This is a genomic window from Embleya sp. NPDC050493 (assembly GCF_044458105.1).
Taxonomy (GTDB): Bacteria; Actinomycetota; Actinomycetes; order Streptomycetales; family Streptomycetaceae; genus Embleya.
This window is the reverse complement of the sequence record NZ_JBITHP010000001.1, coordinates 416,925-436,103: the sequence shown is the minus strand read 5'-3', so window position 1 is coordinate 436,103 and position 19,179 is coordinate 416,925. Positions and strand designations below refer to the sequence as shown.

16 protein-coding genes and 1 riboswitch are annotated in these 19,179 nt (G+C 71.5%); all 16 genes read right to left on the bottom strand.

Annotated elements, in window-relative coordinates; genetic code table 11:
• Positions 1 to 57 precede the first annotated feature (57 nt).
• Positions 58 to 2,979: an aminomethyl-transferring glycine dehydrogenase gene (gcvP, locus tag ACIBM5_RS01640; protein WP_396004854.1), complete on the bottom strand. Its 2,922-nt coding sequence runs from the start codon at positions 2,977 to 2,979 to the stop codon at positions 58 to 60.
• A gap of 200 nt (positions 2,980 to 3,179) precedes the next feature.
• Positions 3,180 to 3,276, bottom strand: a riboswitch (glycine riboswitch).
• Positions 3,277 to 3,324: 48 nt separating this feature from the next.
• Positions 3,325 to 4,017, bottom strand: coding sequence for a DUF4230 domain-containing protein (locus tag ACIBM5_RS01635; protein ID WP_396004853.1), 693 nt, complete (start codon positions 4,015 to 4,017; stop codon positions 3,325 to 3,327).
• Between the two features lie 55 nt (positions 4,018 to 4,072).
• Positions 4,073 to 5,422, bottom strand: coding sequence for a DNA polymerase IV (locus tag ACIBM5_RS01630; RefSeq protein WP_396004852.1), 1,350 nt, complete (start codon positions 5,420 to 5,422; stop codon positions 4,073 to 4,075).
• Between the two features lie 49 nt (positions 5,423 to 5,471).
• Positions 5,472 to 6,158, bottom strand: a complete 687-nt coding sequence (locus ACIBM5_RS01625; RefSeq protein WP_396004851.1) for a vancomycin high temperature exclusion protein — start codon at positions 6,156 to 6,158, stop codon at positions 5,472 to 5,474.
• Positions 6,159 to 6,205: 47 nt separating this feature from the next.
• On the bottom strand, positions 6,206 to 6,820 hold the full coding sequence (locus tag ACIBM5_RS01620) for a MerR family transcriptional regulator (protein WP_391582053.1): 615 nt from the start codon (positions 6,818 to 6,820) through the stop codon (positions 6,206 to 6,208).
• 437 nt (positions 6,821 to 7,257) lie between these two features.
• A complete protein-coding gene (locus ACIBM5_RS01615) occupies positions 7,258 to 7,731 on the bottom strand; it encodes a bifunctional nuclease family protein (RefSeq protein ID WP_020548711.1) in 474 nt (157 codons plus the stop codon).
• 169 nt (positions 7,732 to 7,900) lie between these two features.
• A complete protein-coding gene (locus tag ACIBM5_RS01610; protein WP_391582052.1) occupies positions 7,901 to 8,623 on the bottom strand; it encodes a MerR family transcriptional regulator in 723 nt (240 codons plus the stop codon).
• Positions 8,624 to 8,649: 26 nt separating this feature from the next.
• Positions 8,650 to 9,453 carry an FHA domain-containing protein gene (locus ACIBM5_RS01605; RefSeq protein WP_396004848.1) on the bottom strand — a complete coding sequence of 268 codons (804 nt, stop codon included), beginning with the start codon at positions 9,451 to 9,453 and terminating at the stop codon, positions 8,650 to 8,652.
• A gap of 88 nt (positions 9,454 to 9,541) precedes the next feature.
• Positions 9,542 to 9,928: a glycine cleavage system protein GcvH gene (gcvH, locus tag ACIBM5_RS01600; protein ID WP_026217856.1), complete on the bottom strand. Its 387-nt coding sequence runs from the start codon at positions 9,926 to 9,928 to the stop codon at positions 9,542 to 9,544.
• Between the two features lie 74 nt (positions 9,929 to 10,002).
• Positions 10,003 to 10,950 (bottom strand): DUF881 domain-containing protein, encoded by a 948-nt coding sequence (locus tag ACIBM5_RS01595; RefSeq protein WP_396005106.1) that lies wholly within the window; start codon positions 10,948 to 10,950, stop codon positions 10,003 to 10,005.
• Positions 10,951 to 11,335: 385 nt separating this feature from the next.
• Entirely contained in the window at positions 11,336 to 11,668 is a 333-nt protein-coding gene (locus ACIBM5_RS01590; RefSeq protein ID WP_020548716.1) for a small basic family protein, read from the bottom strand.
• The gene (locus tag ACIBM5_RS01585) at positions 11,665 to 12,645 is read right to left on the bottom strand and encodes a DUF881 domain-containing protein (RefSeq protein WP_396004846.1); all 981 of its coding nucleotides are present in this window, start codon (positions 12,643 to 12,645) and stop codon (positions 11,665 to 11,667) included. The genes ACIBM5_RS01590 and ACIBM5_RS01585 overlap by 4 nt, the downstream gene beginning before the upstream one ends.
• Before the next feature lie 202 nt (positions 12,646 to 12,847).
• Positions 12,848 to 15,343, bottom strand: coding sequence for a sugar phosphate nucleotidyltransferase (locus tag ACIBM5_RS01580; protein ID WP_396004845.1), 2,496 nt, complete (start codon positions 15,341 to 15,343; stop codon positions 12,848 to 12,850).
• 112 nt (positions 15,344 to 15,455) lie between these two features.
• On the bottom strand, positions 15,456 to 16,112 hold the full coding sequence (locus tag ACIBM5_RS01575) for a CDP-alcohol phosphatidyltransferase family protein (protein WP_391582048.1): 657 nt from the start codon (positions 16,110 to 16,112) through the stop codon (positions 15,456 to 15,458).
• 69 nt (positions 16,113 to 16,181) lie between these two features.
• Positions 16,182 to 17,618 carry a glycosyltransferase 87 family protein gene (locus tag ACIBM5_RS01570; RefSeq protein ID WP_396004843.1) on the bottom strand — a complete coding sequence of 479 codons (1,437 nt, stop codon included), beginning with the start codon at positions 17,616 to 17,618 and terminating at the stop codon, positions 16,182 to 16,184.
• Positions 17,619 to 17,747: 129 nt separating this feature from the next.
• Positions 17,748 to 19,109 (bottom strand): glycosyltransferase 87 family protein, encoded by a 1,362-nt coding sequence (locus ACIBM5_RS01565; RefSeq protein WP_396004842.1) that lies wholly within the window; start codon positions 19,107 to 19,109, stop codon positions 17,748 to 17,750.
• Positions 19,110 to 19,179: the final 70 nt, after the last annotated feature.

Here is a 19,179-nt window from a genome sequence, read left to right as displayed (position 1 = left end):
TCGCTTCGCCCCCGGTCGGGACGTCCACGATCGGGGGCGGGCCGCGCCCGGTTCGGGTCAGTTGTTGCCGTACGCCTCGATCGGCGGGCACGAGCAGACCAGGTTGCGGTCGCCCTGGGCGCCGTCGATCCGGCGCACCGGCGGCCAGTACTTCTCGGCCGGCACCACACCGGCCGGGAAGACCGCCTCCGCCCGGGTGTAGGCGTGCGTCCACTCGCCGGCGAGCAGCTCGGCGGTGTGCGGCGCGTTGCCGAGCGGGTTGTCGTCGGCGGGCAGCTCACCCGACGCGACCCGGTCGATCTCGCCCTTGATCGCGATCATCGCGTCGCAGAACCGGTCGATCTCGTGCAGGTTCTCGCTCTCCGTCGGCTCGATCATCAACGTGCCGGGCACCGGGAACGACATGGTCGGCGCGTGGAACCCGTAGTCGATCAGCCGCTTGGCGACGTCGTCGACGCTGACCCCGGCGGTCTTGGTGATCCCCCGCACGTCGATGATGCACTCGTGCGCGACCAGGCCGTTGGGGCCGGTGTAGAGCACCGGGAAGTGCGGTGCGAGCCGCTTGGCGATGTAGTTGGCGCCCAGCACCGCGACCTGGGTGGCCTCCTTGAGCCCGTCCGGGCCCATCAGCCGCAGGTACGTCCACGGGATCGGCAGGATCGCCGCCGAGCCCCACGGAGCGGCCGAGATCGGCCCCACGCCGGTCTCCGGGCCCGCGGTGGCCTGGAGCGGGTGGTTGGGCAGGTACGGCGCCAGGTGCGCGCGCACCGCGACCGGGCCCACGCCCGGACCGCCGCCGCCGTGCGGGATGCAGAACGTCTTGTGCAGGTTCAGGTGCGATACGTCGGCGCCGATCGCGCCGCCCGGCTGGGCCAGCCCGACCAGCGCGTTCAGGTTCGCGCCGTCCACGTAGACCTGGCCGCCGGCCTCGTGGACGGCCGCGCACACCTGCTCGATGCCCTCCTCGAACACGCCGTGCGTGGACGGGTAGGTCACCATCAGCACCGCGAGCGTGTCCCGGTGCCGCTCGATCTTGTCGTGCAGGTCGGCCAGGTCCACGTCGCCGTTCTCGCCGGTCTTGACCACCACGACGCGCATGCCCGCCATTACCGCGCTGGCCGCGTTCGTGCCGTGCGCGGAGGAGGGGATCAGGCACACGTCGCGGGCGGTGTCGCCGTTGGCCCGGTGGTAGGCGCGCACCGCGAGCAGGCCCGCCAATTCGCCCTGCGAGCCGGCGTTGGGCTGGAGCGAGACCTTGGCGTAGCCGGTGATCCGGGCCAGCGAGTCGGCCAGGCCGTCGATCAGCTCCAGATATCCCGCGGCCTGCTCCACCGGCGCGAACGGGTGCAGGTTCGCGAACTCGGGCCAGGTGATCGGTTCCATCTCGACCGTGGCGTTGAGCTTCATCGTGCACGAGCCGAGCGGGATCATGCCCCGGTCGAGTGCGTAGTCCTTGTCCGCCAGCCGCTTGAGGTAGCGCAGCATGTCGGTCTCGGAGCGGTGCGTGTGGAAGACCGGGTGGGTCAGGAACTCGGTGTCGCGCAGCAGCGGCTGCGGCAGCGCGTCGGCGGTGTCCGCGTCCAGCGCGGCCACGTCGCCGGTGACCCCGAACGCTCCCCAGACCGCCTCGACGTGCGCCCGCAGGGTGGTCTCGTCGCAGGTGATCCCCACGTGGTCGGCGTCCACGGGACGCAGGTTGATCCCGGCCGCGCGGGCGGCGGCGAGCACCTGCTCGGCCCGACCCGGCACGCGCACGGTGATCGTGTCGAAGAAGTCGCCGTGCACGACCTCGACGCCGCCCGCCCGCAGCCCGGCCGCGAGCACGGCCGTGTAGCGGTGGGTGCGGCGGGCGATCGAGGTGAGCCCGTCCGGCCCGTGGTAGACCGCGTACATCCCGGCCATCACGGCCAGCAGGACCTGCGCGGTGCAGATGTTGCTGGTCGCCTTCTCCCGGCGGATGTGTTGTTCGCGGGTCTGCAGCGCGAGCCGGTAGGCGGGCGCGCCGTCGGCGTCCACGGACACCCCGACCAGCCGGCCCGGCATGCTGCGGGTGAGCTTCTCGCGGACCGCCATGTATCCGGCGTGCGGACCGCCGAAGGCCATCGGCACGCCGAACCGCTGGGTGGTGCCGACCGCGATGTCGGCGCCCATCGCGCCCGGCGCGCGCAGCACGGTCAGCGCGAGCAGGTCGGCCGCGACCGCCACCAGCGCGCCCTGTGCGTGCGCCGCCTCGATCACCGGGGTCAGGTCGCGGACCCGGCCGTCGGCGCCGGGGTATTGGAGCAGCACGCCGAAGCAGCCGCCCTCGGGCAACCCGTCGGTGGTGTCGGCGACCACGACCTCGATGCCCAGCGCCTGCGCCCGCGTGCGCACCACGGCGACGGTCTGCGGCAGGGTGGCCGCGTCCACGACGAACACGTCGCTCTTGGCCCGACCGGCCCGTCGGGCCAGGGTCATCGCCTCGGCGGCGGCGGTGGCCTCGTCGAGCAGCGAGGCGCCGGCCACGTCCAGGCCGGTCAGGTCGGTGACCACGGTCTGGAAGTTGAGCAGCGCCTCCAGCCGGCCCTGCGAGATCTCCGGCTGGTAGGGCGTGTAGGCCGTGTACCAGGCGGGGTTCTCCAGCACGTTCCGGGTGATCACCGGCGGGGTGAAGGTGCCGTGGTAGCCGAGCCCGATCATCGAGGTCAGCACGGTGTTGCGGGAGGCCAGCTCGCGCAGTTCGGCGAGCACCTCGGCCTCGGAGCGCGCGGCGGGCAGTTCGAAGCCCTCCAGCGCGCGGATCGCGGCGGGCACCGCCGCGTCGGTCAGCTCGTCCAGGGATCCGTAGCCGATCGCGGCGAGCATCTTCGCCTGCTCGTCGGCGTCCGGACCGATGTGCCGGCCGGTGAACGGCGACGCGGCCTCCAGGCCGGTCAACGAGCCGGGACCGGAGGGGAGTACGGCGTGAGCACGCGTCGGGGCAGGGGTGCGCGGGGTCATCGCGAAAGGCCTCCTGGATCGCTCCTGGACGGACACGCGGGTCGCGCGCCCACCGGCCTCCCCCTCTGTCATCTGTACCTGAGAGCTTCACCGCGCCCGGGGCACCGGTCGAACCGGTTCCCACGGGCGCGATTTGCACCGTCGGCGAGGATCCGACCCGACTCGGCGAGCCACGTGCGGATCCTGCTTTCCAGAGTGCCCACGACCACGCGGTACGGGTGCCTGAGAGATTCCGGGGAGGAGTTGCTCCTTCGGCGCCCCGTGTGCACGACACGAGGACTCTCCCGCGCGAACGTAATGGGCGACCTCAACGGTATCAGCGTGACCCTCGATAGGGCCTGCGCACTAGGCGTAGGTCACAGTGGTCGTGGTGTAACCCAGGGACCGCATCATCCCCTGGAGCATGTTGGTGGTGTTGCGCTCGGCGCGCTCCAGCAGTCCGGCGGTCTTCGCCGCGTCGTCGATCTTCTTGGTCGCCAGCACGTAGAGCTGCTGCTGGTCGGAGGGATTGCCGGAGAAGAAGTCGCCGAGGCGGTCGAACAGACCCCGGTCCTGGGCGATCACGTGGCTGTTCTTCTGGTCGAGGGCCGCGGGCGCGAGCCGCGCGTGCGGGAGTTTGATGGTCACGCTCTTGTTGTCCGGCGAGGTCTGGATCGCGTCCTGGCCGATCCCGCCGAACTCCACGAAGCCGCCGACCTGGCCGACCCCGATGAACAGCGTGCGCTGGCCGCGGACGGCGTCCGGAAGGAACTTGGCGTCCTTCTCCAGGTCCACGACGACCTGGAAGGTGCCGCTGACCGCCTCGTAGCGGCTGAGATCCTGCACGGCCTTGAGCATCACCGGTCCGCTGTGGTCCTTGGTGGTCTCGCCGAACGGGTTGAACTTGCCCGGCAACAGGTTGACCAACCCGACCAGCACCAGGGCCAGCACGATGAAGCCGACCAGGAGTGTGACCAGGAAGGCGGGCAGGCCGAGCCTGCGGCGAACCGATCGGAAGGCACCTTGCCCTCGCGCCGGCCGCTCTTTGACATCAGTCATGGTGGGGACACCCCCGAGGAGTCGTCTGACCCGCGCCTGCCCCGGATCCCGGCGGCTATCCCCGGTCGGCGGCGGGTAGCGGAATCGGTTCCCCCGGTCGCAGCGCCGGGTCGGTGATCACGAACGTGCGCACCCGGCCCGGCCGGCCGCCCGGCACCTCGAACCGCACGGTGACCCGACCGACGCCGCTGCCCTGCACCCAGCCGGGTCCGAACTCCTCGTGCACCACGTCCTGGCCCGGCGACCAGGAGACCCGCTCCGGGACGGCCTCGACGAGCGGCTCCGCGTCGCCCTCCGAGTCATCCTCGATCGGCTCGCCGGCCCCGGGCTCGGCCGCGCCGAACAGGTCCTGCTGGGCGAAGTCGGCCAGGCCGCTCACGCCCACCCCGAGCAGCCGCACGCCGCCCGTGACGTCCACCTGCGCGGCCAGTCGGCGGATCGTCTCGCGCACCACGCCCGGATCGTCGGTGGGCCCGCGCAGCGTCTCCGAGCGGGTCAGCGTGCTGAAGTCGTAGCGGCGCAGCTTGAGCACGATCGTGCGCCCGGAGCGCCCGGCGGCGCGCAGCCGCTCCACGCACCGGATCGAGAGCCGGTCCAGCTCCCGCGTGATGCGCTCGCGGTCCACCAGGTCGGTGGCGAAGGTGTCCTCCACCGACACCGACTTGGCGTCCCGGTCGGCGACCACCGGGCGGGCGTCCAGCCCGGCGGCCAGCACGTGCAGGCCGTGGCCGTGTGCCTGGCCCAGCAGTCGGACCAGTTCGCTCTCGTCGACGGCGGCCAGATCGGCCACGGTGTCCAGACCGGCCCGGCGCAGCACGTCGCCGGTGGCCGGGCCGACCCCGGGCAGTGCGCGCACCGGCAGCGGGTCCAGCATCGCCCGCTCGGCGCCGGGTGCCACCACGCACAGCCCGTCCGGCTTGTCCGCCTCGGACGCGATCTTGGCCAGCAGCTTTGAGGTGGCCGCGCCGACCGAGCAGGTCAGGCCGGTGGCCCCGTGGATGTCCGCGCGCAGGCGTACGGCGATCTCGGTGACCCGTTCGGTGTCCAGCGTGCCGCCGTGCGGGCCCGCCTCCAGGTCGACGAACGCCTCGTCCAGGCTGAGCGGCTCCACCAGCGGGGACAGCCGGTGCAGCAGTTCCATCACGGTGTCGCTGACCTGCCGGTACAGCGCGAAGCGCGGGCTGAGGAAGGCGGCGTTGGGGCAGCGTCGGCGGGCCTCGCCGATCGACATCGCCGAGCGCACGCCGAACACGCGGGCCTCGTACGAGGCGGTGGCCACCACGCCGCGCGCGCCGATGCCGCCGACGATCACCGCCTTGCCGGCCAGACTGGGCTTCGCCACCTGCTCGACCGACGCGTAGAACGCGTCCATGTCGAGGTGAAGGATGCCCGGGGCCTGTCTCACACCGCGCAATGATGACGCACCGGACCGACATCCGGGTGCGTTCGCGCGCTCAGTCGCCCAGGGCGCGGCGGATCTCGTCGTTCTTTCGGTCGCGGGCGCGTGGATCGGGTTTGAGCACGATCTGACCGGTCGCCTTGAACGCGGCGAGCACCTCGCGCCCGGTGCCGTACACGGTGGGCCCGATGTGGCCCCACGTGAAGGACTCGTCCGGGACGCCGTACGCGGATATCCCGGCGGCCCGGCACAGTCCGAGCGCACGCCGCAGATGGAAGCTCTGCGTGACCACGATGACCCGGTCGATCCCGTAGACACGCTTCGCCCGGATGCAGGATTCCCAGGTGGAGAATCCCGATTCGTCGGTCACGATCCGATGCCGCGGTATCCCCCGGTCCGCGAGATAGCGCCGCATCACCCCGGTCTCGTCGTAGCGGTTGCCGCCGCCGTCGCCGCTGACCAGGATCACCCGGGTCCGGCCGGCCCGATACAGGCCCAGGGCCACGTCCAGTCGGCGGGCCAGCAGATCGGACGGCCGGTCCCCGTGCACGCCCGCGCCGAGCACCATCGTGACGTCCTGATACGGCACGTCGGCGGGCGAGCGGACCCGGTTCCCGGCGTACAGGTGCAGCCCCGTGATCGGGGCCAGCCCGGCCACGGTGAGCAGGACGGCGGCCTGATAACCGCGTCGTTGGGCTCGCCGCGAGCGCGGCAGGGTCGGCCGGCGAATGATCACGTCCATGGGGACGTTCCTGCCCGTCGGCCCGGTTCCCATCCGCCGCGGGCGGCTCAGACCGCCTTGTCGCGCCGCCTGCGCGCCAACTCGTCACCCGGATGGACCTGCGTGATCGTCTCTCCGGTGCCGGTGTGCTCGCCCTGGAGTTGTGCGAGCGAGCCCTCGACCTCGCGCCAGACCGCCCCCACGGCGATCCCGAAGACCCCCTGGCCGCCCTGGACCAGGTCGATGACCTCGTCGTACGACGTGCACTCGTACACACTGGCGCCGTCGCTCATCAGCGTCATCCCGGCCAGGTCGCCGATCCCGCGACCGCGCAGGTGGGCCACCGCGATCCGGATGTTCTGCAGCGAGACTCCGGTGTCCAGGAGCCGCTTGACGATCTTGAGCACCAGGATGTCGCGGAAGCCGTACAGACGTTGGGTGCCCGAGCCGTGGGCCGGGCGGACCGTGGGCTCGACCAGGCCGGTGCGCGCCCAGTAGTCGAGTTGGCGGTAGGTGATGCCGGCCGCCGCGCATGCCGTCGGGCCGCGGTAGCCGACGTCCTCCGACGGCGTGCCGGCCGGCGAGACGTCCTGCCGCCGGGGGCCCGCACCGGGATCGGTCGCCGGCAGAGGACGTGCCGTGCGGGCGCGTTCCGCCGCCGTGATGTCGCCGGTGCTGCTCACGCCGACCTCCCTTTCGTCTCCCCGCGCCCGAGTACGGCGCGGCGAGTCTCTTCAGTCCCGGGCCGCAGGCGGCGAGGTGCAACGCGCAGGGGTCATCCCGGAACTGTCGTTTTCGACGGTAGGCAGTCACCAACAGCGCGTCAACGACCGGGCCGTTCGGCACGCCGAGTGACGCTCCTCGCACGAGTGGTTTGAACCCCTGCGCCAGGGGTAGGTCTGGCCGCTTTGCCACTGATCGAAACGGATCGAGCCGGACCGGCTTCGACCGCACGCGCGTCGGCGTCCGCATCGCGGCCGGCCGGCCCGGTGCGCGTCCGCGGCCGCCGCCCGGCCGACCGGTACCGAGACGCAAAAAACCGCCGACCGGTACCCCTCGCCGAGGACGGCGGGCAGGGACGGTCGGCGGCTTCGGACGCGCACCGGGCCGGGCGGGCCGGCTACTGGCTCGTGGTGCCGAAGTCCTCGGGCGAGATGTCGTTCAGGAACTCCCTGAACTTCTCGATCTCGTCCTCCTGCTCGTTGGGGATCACGATGCCCGCCTCGTCCAGGACCGCGTCGCTGCCGACGATCGACGTCCCGGTCCGCAGCGCGAGCGCGATCGCATCCGACGGGCGCGCGCTGACCTCCACGCCGCCGGAGAAGACCAGCTCGGCGTAGAAAACGCCCTCGCGCAGGTCGGTGATCCGGATCTGGGTCAATTCCTGTCCCAGCGCCTCCAGCACGTCCCGGAAGAGATCGTGCGTCAGAGGACGCGCGGGTACCACGCCCTGTTGGGCGAACGCGATGGCCGTCGCCTCTACCGGGCCGATCCAGATGGGGAGATAACGATCGCCCCCCGTCTCCCGTAGGAGCACGATCGGCTGGTTAGAGGGCATCTCCACCCGGACGCCCACAACCTCTAGCTCGTTCACATCGCCACACTAGCGCGCCGGGCTGTCGGTCACCGATCCCCGGGGGCCGAATAGGTCGGGGATTCGTCGTTTTTTCTTCGTGGGGCGGAATGTCGACCCCGACACACCACACCGGTCGACCCCGGCACGCCGCACCGTCGGGACCGGCGCCGGGCGGATGCCGGCCCGCTCAGCGGCCCAGCCGGGGCGCGAGCGCGGTGGTGACCAGGACGGTGTGCAGTCGCGAGGTGAGCGCGAGCAGGTCGCGCACGGTCTCCTCGGCGCCCGCCTTGGCCCGCGCGCCCCGGCGGTGCAGGAGCGGCGCGACGATCTGTTCGACCAGCGCGGCCTCGCGGTCCGCGGCGGCCTTGGTCTGCCGCAGGTGCCGCGGTTCGACGCCGTAGCGGCCCAGCGCGGCCACCAGGCGGGCCACCACGAGCGCGTCGCCGTCGTAGACCACCGCGTGCTCGGCCTCGGTGCCGCCGGGCCGCGGACGGTGCGGCTGGATCAGGCCGAACTCCTCCAGCCGCGCCAGGTCCACGTCCTGGATGCCGGCCGCGGCGATCAGGCCCGGCCGGTCGAGCAGCACCGTGGTGCCGTCCCGACCGGCCGACCCCGGATCGCCGTCGGCGTCCTCGGAGCGCTCGGATTCGGCCGGGGTCGGGCCGGCCGGTTCGAGTCCGCGATCCATCGCGTCCAGTTGATCCTTGATCACCCGGAGCGGCAGATAGCGGTCGCGCTGCACGCGCAGCACGTAGCGCAGACGTTCGATGTCGGCGGCGCCGAACTTGCGATAGCCCGACGGGCTCCGCTGCGGCTCGATGAGCCCCTCCGCCTCGAGGAACCGGATCTTGGAGATGCTGATGTCCGGAAACTCGGGACGCAGCAGGGTCAACACCCCGCCGATGCTCAAGGAGACCGATCCGGCCGCCGCCGGACTCACCCGATCTGCCCTTGCCGACTGGGGAAGAAGACCAGTCGGTACTTGCCGATCTGCACCTCGTCGCCCGGCGTCAGCGGGACCTCGTCGATCCGCTCGCGACCCACGTAGGTGCCGTTCAGGCTGCCCACGTCGGCGACCGCGAAGCCGCCGGCGGTGCGACGGAACTCGGCGTGCTTGCGCGAGACCGTCACGTCGTCGAGGAAGATGTCGCTCTGCGGATGCCGACCGGCCGTGGTGCGGTCCGAGTCGAGCAGGAAGCGGCTGCCCGAGTTGGGGCCCCGGCGCACCACGAGCAACGCGGTACCCGGCGGAAGCGCGTCCACCGCGGCCTGCGCCTCGGGGGTGAGGATCTCGCGGGGCGCGGGTTCCGCGTCCAGCGCCTCGATGCCGCTGATCGAGATGGTCGAGGTCTGCTCGGACGCACGCTCGGCACCCGCACCCAGGCGTGCGCCGCAGTTGGAGCAGAACCGGCCACCGGGCGGATTGTGATGCCCACACGTGCCGCAGACCACCACGTCGGCCTCCTGACCCGTTCCGGTCGAACCTCGACCTTCGGTCGAGAGTTGCCCGAAACTTATGCGCGCCGTGTGTTCGTGGTCAACAGCGACATGCCCGGCGGTCGCGTCGGACTCGCCCAGCGGCGGAGCGGGTGCGGGAGGTGAGCCGGCGGACGCCCCGTAGGGGGTGCCCGGCGGCATCGTCGGCGGGGCGGGCGGCGGGTTGCCGGCCCTCCCCGCATCGGCAGCCGGCGCGTCGCCGGAGCGACGGGAACGACCGAACAATTTCGCGAACAACTTCACGGGCGAACCTCCCCGAGAGAACCTGGCCCGCCCGTGGGGCAGGAGGAGTGGGTCGTGGTGATGGACTGCCTACCGCTTCGCCGGGCCGTCAGGAGCCAAGGCTGTTCTGATAGGCGGCCGCGTCCAAGAGCGCGGCCGGTGCGGCGGGATCGTCGAGGCGCACCTCGAACATCCAACCGTCGCCGTAGGGATCGGAGTTGACCAACTCCGGTGCGCCGTCGAGCACGTCGTTGACGGTGGTCACGACGCCGTCGAGCGGCGCGAAGAGGTCGCTGACACTCTTGGTCGATTCCAGTTCGCCGCAGGGCTGTCCGGCCACGACGCGAGTGCCGACCGGCGGCAGCGTGACGTAGACGATGTCACCGAGCGCGTCCTGCGCGAATTCGGTGATGCCGATCCGCACCGTCCCGGAGATCTCTTCCATGACGCGCACCCATTCGTGCTCCGTCGTGTACGCGAGATCTGCGGGGTACATGCGGACAGCCTGCCCTTCTTGCCTGATGAGTGATGCACCGACGGCGACCGGCGGACTGATTCTGTCAGGTGTGCTCACCCGTTACCGGCGCCCGGTGCCGAGCGAGCGTAACCAGGCTTGTTCGCAGGCCGCAAGGCGTCGATCAGCACCTCCTGCGAGGGGGTGACGATGGCCCCCGCCTGCTTCTTCTCCAGGGTCTTCACCACGCCCCCGGGGATGTTCAGCGCGGGCTGGAGATCCTGCGGATTTCCGATCACCTTGAACACGTACGGCGGGAGCACCTTGGTGCCGTCGATCACGATGTCGCCGGGCGGTGTGCCGTTGAACCAGGTGCCCGCCACCACGCGCACGTCGTTGATCTGGATCACCTCGGCACCGGCCGCGCGCAGCTCCTGGAGCGTGTCCAGCAGCACGTCGCCGCTGACCGTGCGCTGCGGGTCGGTGATGGTCAGCGTGATGCCGGGCCCGGTGGCCTTGACGGTACCCGCGAGCACGCCCAGGGCGTCCGCCTTGGCCTCGTTCTGCTCACGCGCCTCCTGGACCCGGTCGTTGCTGTTCTGCAGCTGGGTACGGCTGTTCTCCAGGCGGTGCTTCTCGTCCTCCAACCGCCGGGTGCGCTCGCCGAGTTCGTCCAGGACCCGGACCAGGTCCTCCTGCCGCGCGCCGCGCAGCGGGTCCGACTCGGTGTTCGAGCGCACCTGGATGGCCAGCCCCGCGCCGAGCGCGAACAGCAGCACGGCGCCCACGAGTTGAGCCCGGCTCACGCGCGGCGGCCAGAACGCGTCGAGCAGCCTGCGCCGGCCCGGCTGATCGTTCACCGGGTCGTGCGTGTGCGGCTCGGAAACCGCGTTCGAATCCGTTTCCGTCTCGGGCGTGTCGCGCGCCGCGTGCGCTCCCGCGCGCGGCGGCGCGAGCGGTGCACGCGGGTCTCCCGGGTCGCGTGCGACACGCGGTCCCGGCGCCTCACCCGGCCGGGACGCCCCGTGCGCGGGCGCGGCGGGCACCAGGGGCGGTATCGGCACGCGCGGCGCCCTGGGGTCCGGCTGCGGCCGGGACGCCGGCGGCGCCTCCCGGGTCTCATGCGCCGATTCGCGGACCGGCGCGGTGATCGGCGGGATCTCCGAGGTCACCTCGGCGGCCTGCTCGCGGATCCGCTCCCGGATGTGCCGACCCTCGTGGTAGAGGTCGACCGGGCGCCGGGTCTCGACCGTGGGCTTGCGCGTGGACGGCGTCTCGAGTTCCGGCTCGGGTTCGGGCCCGAGCACGGGTTCCGGCACGGGTCCGGGTGCGGGCATGGGTTCGGGCTCCTCGGCGGTGCGCGGGATGCCCAGCTCGCGCGGGTCCTCGTCGTGGCGGGCATGCCGCCCGCGCGTCTCGTCCGTTTCGTCGGCCATGTGTGACTCCCCGTCAGGCCCGGAAGACGTGTCGGCGGATGGCCGCCGCGTTGGAGAAGATCCGGATGCCGAGCACGACCACCACGCCGGTGGACAGCTGTGCGCCGACGCCCAGTTTGTCGCCGAGGAAGACGATCAGCGCGGCGACGACCACGTTCGACAGGAACGAGACCACGAAGACCTTGTCGTCGAAGATGCCGTCGAGCAGTGCGCGCAGTCCGCCGAAGACCGCGTCCAGCGCGGCCACCACCGCGATGGGCAGGTACGGCTCCAGCTCGTGCGGGATCACGGGTCGGGCGAGGTACCCGACCACGACCCCGAGGACCAGGCCGAGGACCGCGATCACTGTTTACCCTTTCGTTCGGTCTGCTTCTGCGACGCTGTCGGCGAGCCGGCCGGCGAGGCCGAACCGCTCGGCGGCGGCCCGCTGCGGCCCGTGGGCGTGGCGGGCGGTGTGCTCGGGGTCTGCTTCGCCGGTGCGCTCGGCGGCGGGCTCGCGGGCGCGCTGCCCGGGACGTCCGCGTAGCGCAGCGAGGTGCCCAGCGCGGCCGGCAGCTTGAGCTTCTTCTGGGCGCTCAGGTTGATCCGGATCCCGAAGTTCTCTTGCAGCTGGCGCAGATAGCGCCCGTCCGCACCGACCATGAACTCGACCTGCATCGGCTTCGCGTCACCGATCGCCAGGATCGTATACGGCGGAGCCAGCGGCCGGTTGTCGACCAGGATCGAGGCGCCCGCGGCGCGGATCGCGGACAGCGCGGTCAGCCGCTGGTTGTTGATCGAGATGGCCTCGGCGCCGGCCTTCCACAGGCCGTTCACCAGGCGCTGCAGGTCGCGGTCCAGGATCCGGCCGTTCGCCGCCGCCTCGGCCTGGCGCGGGTCGGTCGAGCCGTCCGAGTTGTCCGATCCCTTGGCGTCGTCCGCGATCACCTTCAGGCCCGGACCCTCGACCGGGTCGGATCCGGTGAGCAGCGCGAGCAGTTGCACCCGGTCCTTGGCCCCCTTGGGCAGCGAGACCTCCTGGATCGCGTCGACCTCGTCGCGCAACCGCTCGACGGTGGCCGTGAGCGCGTCCACCTCGGCCTCGTCGGTGTGGATCCGGTCCACCAGTTGGTGGCGCTCCCGCTCGGCCTGCGGAGCGGCGGCGTGCACCTTCATCGCGGCCACCATCAGGATCATCGCGATCAGCGCGACCCCGACCACGGCCAGCACGCGGGCCAGCGGGCCCTTGTTCATCCCGGTGTCCCCGCGCACCGCACGACGGGCGGTGGCCTCCGCGTAGCCCGCGTCCAGGCTGTTCGTCATCATGTCCACGAGCAGGGACATCGAGGCGTCCGGCCGCCTGTACCGGCTCGTGCCTGGTGTCTCCCGCGATGACATGCGCCCCATCGTTCCATGCCCGACGGAGTGCTCGATGCAGGGTCCGACACCGGTCCGGCCGCGGATCGCGGCAGGCGATCCACGGCCGGGGAAGACCCTACAAGACCGCTACCGGGCCCGCCGGCGTCGGCGGGCCCGGAGCATCCGGTCAGTCGCCCGCGTGCTCCACGACCCGGCTCCACTCGTCCAGGAGTTCGTCCGCGGCGTCGTCGTCCGGGCCCTCGGCCCACACGTGGGTGACCGCCTCGGCCGGGTCCGGCAGCACCAGGGCCCAGCGGCCGTCGGCCTCCACGACCCGGACGCCGTCGGTGGTGTCGATCTCGCGGTCGCCCGCCGCCTCCACGACCCGGCGCATGACCATGCCCTTGGCCGCCCACGGCGTCGGCACGTCCCGCCGGCACACGTGTGCACGCGGGATCCGCGCGTCGATCTGGCTCAGCGTCAGCTGGGTCCGGGCGACCAGCCCGATCAGCCGGACGAACGCGGCGGTGCCGTCGAAGACGGTGCTGAACTCGGGGATCACGAACCCGCCGCGGCCGTCGCCGCCGAAGATCGTGTCGTCGGACATGGCCACCCGCGCGAGATCGTCCGGCGACGTGGTGGTCCACTGCACCTGGACCCCGTGATAGGCGGCGACCTGCTCGGCGATCCGGGTCGTGGTCACCGGCAGCGCGATCTTCCCGCCGCCGCGCTCGGCCGCGACGCAGTCCAGCAGTACCAGCAGGGCACGGTGGTCGTCGATGATCCGGCCCCGCTCGTCCACCAGCGACATGCGCTCGCCGACCGGGTCGAACCGCACGCCGAACCCGGACTTGGACGAGGCCACGAGCTCGCCCAGCCGCAGCAACCCCTCGTGCCGCTCGTCCGCGGTCTCGGTGGGCCGGGCGTCGTCCAGGCCGGAGTTGACGGTGAGCGCGTCGATGCCCAGCCGGCCCAGGATGCTGGGCAGCAGCAGGGCGGCGTTGCCGTGCGCGGCGTCCACCACCACCTTGAGCCCGGACTCGGGCACGCCGGTGATGTCCAGGGCCTTCAGCAGCGAGCCCGAGTAGCTGTCGAACGGACGTGCGGGGAAGGTCAGTTCGCCGATCTCGCCGGGGAAGGCGCGGCGATACTCCTGGCGGGAGAAGACCCGGTCGAGCTTGCGCTGGGCGGCCTGGGACAGGTCCGCTCCGCGCTCGTCGAAGAACATGATGTCCACCGAGTCCGGTACCCCGGGCGTGGTGCGGATCATGATCCCGCCGGCCGAGCCGCGCGCGGTCTCCTGGCGGGCCACCGGCATCGGCACGTTCTCCAGGTCGCGCACGTTGATCGCGGAGGTCTGGAGCGCGGAGATGACCGCCCGCTTGAGCGCCCGGGCACCACGCGAGTGGTCGCGCGCGGTGGTGACGGTGGCGCCCTTCTTGAGCGTGGTGGCGTAGGCGCCGGCCAAGCGCACGACCAGTTCGGGGGTGATCTCGACGTTGAGGATTCCGGAGACCCCGCGCGGGCCGAACAGGTACTTCTGGCCGCGCGACTCCCAGATCACCGACGTGTTGACGACCGCGCCGGCCTCGATCGTCTTGAACGGGTAGATCCGCACGTCCCCGGAGACCAGGGACTCCTCCTCGATCAGGCACTCGTCGCCGATCACCGCGCCCTCTTCGATCCGGGCGGCGCGCATCACGTCGGTGTTCTTGCCGATCACGCAGCCGCGCAGGTTGGTCTGCGGGCCGATGTAGACGTTGTCGTGCACGACCGCCTTGTGCAGGAAGGCGCCGCGCTTGACCACGACGTTGGACCCGAGCACGGTGTGCTCGCGGATCTCCACGCCGCCCTCGACCTTGGCGTAGTCGCCGATGTACAGCGGGCCCTTGAGGATCGCGTCCCGGTCCACCTCGGCGCCCTCGGCGACCCATACGCCCGGGGAGAGTTCGAAGCCGTCGATGTCCACGTCGACCTTGCCGGTGAGCACGTCGGCCTGCGCCTTGAGGTAGCTCTCGTGCGTGCCCACGTCCTCCCAGTAGCCCTCGGCGACATAGCCGTAGATCGGCTTGCCCTCCTTGAGCAGCTTGGGGAACACGTCGCCCGACCAGTCCACGGACACGCCCGCGGCGACGTAGTCGAAGACCTCGGGCTCCATCACGTAGATGCCGGTGTTGACGGTGTCCGAGAAGACCTGACCCCAGGTCGGCTTCTCCAGGAACCGGTCCACCCGGCCCTCGTCGTCGATGATCGTGATGCCGAACTCGAGGGGGTCGGGCACCCGGGTCAGGCACACGGTGACCATCGCGCCCTTGGCGCGGTGGTACTCCACGAGCGCGGTCAGGTCGAAGTCGGTGAGCGCGTCGCCGGAGATGACCAGGAACGTGTCGTCCTTGAGCGCCTCCTCGGCGTTCTTGACGCTGCCCGCGGTGCCGAGCGGGGTCTCCTCGTTCGCGTATGTCAGGGTCATCCCGAGTTCTTCGCCGTCGCCGAAGTAGTTGCGAACCAACGACGCAAGGAACTGGACGGTGACCACGGTCTCGGAAAGCCCGTGCCGCTTCAGGAGCCGTAGCACGTGCTCCATGATCGGCCGGTTCACCACCGGCAGAAGCGGCTTGGGCATGCTGGAGGTCATCGGGCGCAGGCGGGTGCCCTCGCCTCCGGCCATGACGACGGCCTTCATCGGTCTCGTCCTCCTATCGCGTCACACCACCCGCACCCACGGCTGAACTGCCGGGGCCGGGTGGCGTGCCTTCAGTACGTGGATATCGCCTCGGTGTCCGGCGATCCCTGCGCTACCCGGCGGTCGCTGCGCGACTCGCCTTGTCCGCGGCCACGAGGTGTTTGGCCTGGGCTGCGTAGAGGACTCCTGCCCACCAGTACAGCGCAGTACCCCACCAGGCGAACGCCCATCCGAAGATCGCGGCGAGAGTTGCGACACGTCCGGTGCCGTCGCTGAGCAACAGCAGCGGGAAGGCGTACATCAGATTGAAGGTCGCGGCCTTGCCGACGAAGCTCACCGAGAGCGCGCCGTAGCGGTGCCGGCGCAGGATCAGCAGTACCACGCCCATGAACAGTTCGCGGCCCAGGATGATCGCGGTCAGCCAGATCGGCAGGATCTCGCGCCAGGTCAGACCGACCAGGGTGGCCAGCACGTAGAGCCGGTCCGCGGCCGGGTCCAGGATCGCGCCGACCTTGCTGACCTGGTTCCACCTGCGGGCCAGTTTGCCGTCGAGGTAGTCGCTGATCCCGCTGAGCATGAGCAGCGCCAGCGCCCACAGGTCGTGCTTGGGCCCGCCGAATTCGGGCGCCAGGATGAGCCACAGGAAGACCGGGACACCGAGCAGGCGGGCGAAGCTGAGCGCGTTGGGGATCGTCAGGACCCGGTCGCTGGGAGCGTCCACGCCGCCGTCCCGGGGGTGCGGCGGCGCCGCGTCCACGTGGGCCTCCACGGGGCCTCTGCTTTCTGCCGGTGGGCCGTCTCGTACTGGGTCCTGCTCGTTCGGTTCGCGGCATCCAGCCTAGTGACGCACGGATCCGCTGCTCACCGGGTCCGGGTCGGGCGTGCCGGTCTCGGCGAGCGGCTCGGTGAGCGTGGGCAGCGGGGTGCGGTCGCGCAGGATGCGCCAGACCAGGATCAGGGTCAGCGCGATCCCGGCGAACAGGTAGCCGTTGCCGAGCACGAACTCGATCGGCGTCCAGTGCCGTTCCCGGCTGCCGTCCCGGGGGGCGAGCCAGATCAGGCCCCAGGGCTGGAGGGTGCGCGAGCCGTCCCAGTCGCCGTACACGTTCAGCCGCATCGGCCACGCGGCGAAGAAGACGAAGAACGTGCCGGTCAGCCACCACCACAGCGGCCGGGCGAGGGTCAGGGCGGCGTGCGCGAGCAGGACGAACGCGGGCACCACCCAGACCCAGTGGTGCGACCACGAGATGGGCGACACGAACAGCGACAGGCCGCCGGTGATCACCACGCCGACCAGTTCGTGGCCGCGCAGCGACGCCCGGGCGGCGGCCACCAGGCCGAGCGTGCCGACCAGCAGGCACAGCAGCAGCCACAGCACCGAGGCTGCCCCGCCGTCGCCGAGCATTCGGGTGAACATGCCCTGCACGGACTGGTTGTTGAGCGTGCCCACGCTGAGCTTGTCGTTGACCTTGCCGCTGATCGACACGAGGTGGGACCAGTAGTAGACGGACGCGCTCGGCGCGGCGACCAGGCCCACCAGGATGGTCCCCAGGAACGCGCTGCCGGCCACTGCGGCGGCCCGGAACCTGCGGGTGATCAGCAGGTAGACGATGAAGATCGCGGGGGTGAGCTTGAGCCCGGCCGCGATGCCTACCCCGATGCCCTTGTATCGGCGGCTGTCCGGGAGCCCCAGGTCGAGCACGATCAGGGCCAGGAGCAGGAGGTTGATCTGCCCCCAGACGAGCGTCCACTCCACCGGCTCCAGCCACAGCACCACGGCGAAGGTGGTCGCGCTGATGCCGAACCGGCCCAGGCCGCGGCGATAGCCGAGCATGCCCCACGCGGACCAGACCACGGCGAACAGCGACAGCAGGTTGACGGCCGCCATGAACCACTTGAGGCCGGCGAAGCCCAGCGGGAGCAGGATGTAGAAGAGCAGCCCGGAGAACGGCGGGTAGATGAACGGCAGTTTGTCGGTCCACTTGCCGTAGTTGACGGTGTAGATCTGGTCGCCGTCGCGGAACGCGTGTGCGGCCTCGTGGTAGACGCTCAGGTCGAGCATGTGCCACATGTCGCGGCGGCCGAGGTGGGTCCACATCACCCACAGGCCGAGCGACAACACCAGCAGGAGGCCGCCGACGAGCGCGACGCGACCGGGCCGACGGGGTTCCCGGCTGCGCTCGTGCCCGAACGGGACGCGGGGCGCGAGCGTCAGGAGCTCGCGGCAGGAGGTCACGAGCACGTGGGGGAAGGACATGTCGGTCGGGGACTCCACAACTGCACGGTTCAATGGGCGCCTGGCCGGGTGGCGCCGGGTCAGGATATCCACACGGTCGGATCGGCCCCGCCCGGTGCCTGGTTGCCGGAAGCCGGCGAATGTCCCCGAATGCGACGTCGGGATCGTTCAAGCCCTGGCCGGAGCCGGAGTGGTGGTGCCCGGGGCCGTTCGGGCCGGCGGTTCCGGCGGGTCGAGCGTAACGGCTTCCGCGGTGCGACTCGCCCATTTTCGTCGGGTCGCCGGTACGCCCACCGCAATCGTGATCAGCGCGGCGAGCCCGGCGAGAGTGTACGCGTCGGCGAGCAGCAGATCCCACCCGGCGAGCCGGAGTTCGCGGCCGTCGCGGTAGGGCACCTGCCAGATCAGCCCGGTCGGTACCGGGACCGGGAGTTCCACTCGGCGCCCCGGGACCGCGGCGGTCAGCGCGACCAGGGCGAAGGCGGCCAGTGCGGCGGGGAGCCGGAGCGGGCCGAGTCGGCGGCGGGCGGTGTCGGCCAGGAGCACCGCGCCGGGCACGATCCACACCCAGTGGTGGGTCCAGGAGATCGGCGACACGAGCAGCCCCGTCAGCGCGGTCACGCACAGCCCGGCCAGGTCCCGGCGCGGATCACCCGGTCGGCCCCGTACCACCATCACGGCCGGCACGAGCCCGCCCACCCCCACCGCGATCGCGATGGCCGGCCACACCGGGTCGGGCGGGGGCATTTGATGGGTGAACCGGATCAGCAACCCGCGCAGCGACTGGTTGCCCGGCGCCTGGGCCGGGCCGACCCGGGTGTCGTCGAGGAACAGGCCGCCCCAGTAGCACAGCGACTCGCGCGGCAGCACGGTGAAGGCGACGAACAGGCTCGCCCCGAGCGCGAGCAGCGCGTTGCGGCCCTCGCGCACCCGGCCGGTCAGGAACAGGTACGGGATCACGATCGCGGGGGTGAGCTTGAGCCCGGCGGCCAGGCCCACCCCGCAGCCGCGCAGCCGGGCACCGGGGGCGCGCGCGAGGTCGGCCAGGACCAGCGCCAGCAGGAGCAGGTTGATCTGGCCGAAACGCAGCGTCTCCTGGACGGGTTCGGTCCACAGCAGGACCGCGGCGGTGCTCGCCGCGGCGGCGAGTCGGCGTGTGCCGCGCACCCCGGCCATGCCCCAGGCCAGGTGTGCGCCGATGCCCAGCAGCGCGAGGTTGCCGCCGACCGAGACCCAGCGCAGCACCCCCCAGGGCAGCCACGCCAGCGGGGTGAACAGCAGTGCGGCGCACGGGGTGTAGGTGAACGGCAGGCGTGCCGTGCCGACGGACATCGAGTAGAGCCGCCCGTCGCCCTCCACGATCGCGCGCCCGCCGGCCTGGTAGACCCGCAGGTCGCCGAGCCACCACATGGTCGCCGGTCGGGTCAGCGCGAACGCGAGGTAGGCGGCGACCGATGTCACGACCAGGACCGCGGCCAGTGCCGGGAGACGTCCGAGAAGGCGCTGGGGGCGACGTGACGTCTCGGGCATGGATCGATCGTGCCATCGGACGCGCCCGATTGCTCCGTACTACTCCGCGCGCGTCACATTGTTGTGTTCT

Coding starts and splice junctions, on each gene's coding strand:
- ACIBM5_RS01625 (WP_396004851.1), bottom strand. CDS start 6,158: ATGGACGTGATCATTCGCCGGCCGACCCTGCCGCGCTCGCGGCGAGCC.
- gcvP (WP_396004854.1), bottom strand. CDS start 2,979: ATGACCCCGCGCACCCCTGCCCCGACGCGTGCTCACGCCGTACTCCCC.
- ACIBM5_RS01580 (WP_396004845.1), bottom strand. CDS start 15,343: ATGAAGGCCGTCGTCATGGCCGGAGGCGAGGGCACCCGCCTGCGCCCG.
- ACIBM5_RS01635 (WP_396004853.1), bottom strand. CDS start 4,017: ATGACTGATGTCAAAGAGCGGCCGGCGCGAGGGCAAGGTGCCTTCCGA.
- ACIBM5_RS01585 (WP_396004846.1), bottom strand. CDS start 12,645: ATGTCCCTGCTCGTGGACATGATGACGAACAGCCTGGACGCGGGCTAC.
- ACIBM5_RS01565 (WP_396004842.1), bottom strand. CDS start 19,109: ATGCCCGAGACGTCACGTCGCCCCCAGCGCCTTCTCGGACGTCTCCCG.
- gcvH (WP_026217856.1), bottom strand. CDS start 9,928: ATGTACCCCGCAGATCTCGCGTACACGACGGAGCACGAATGGGTGCGC.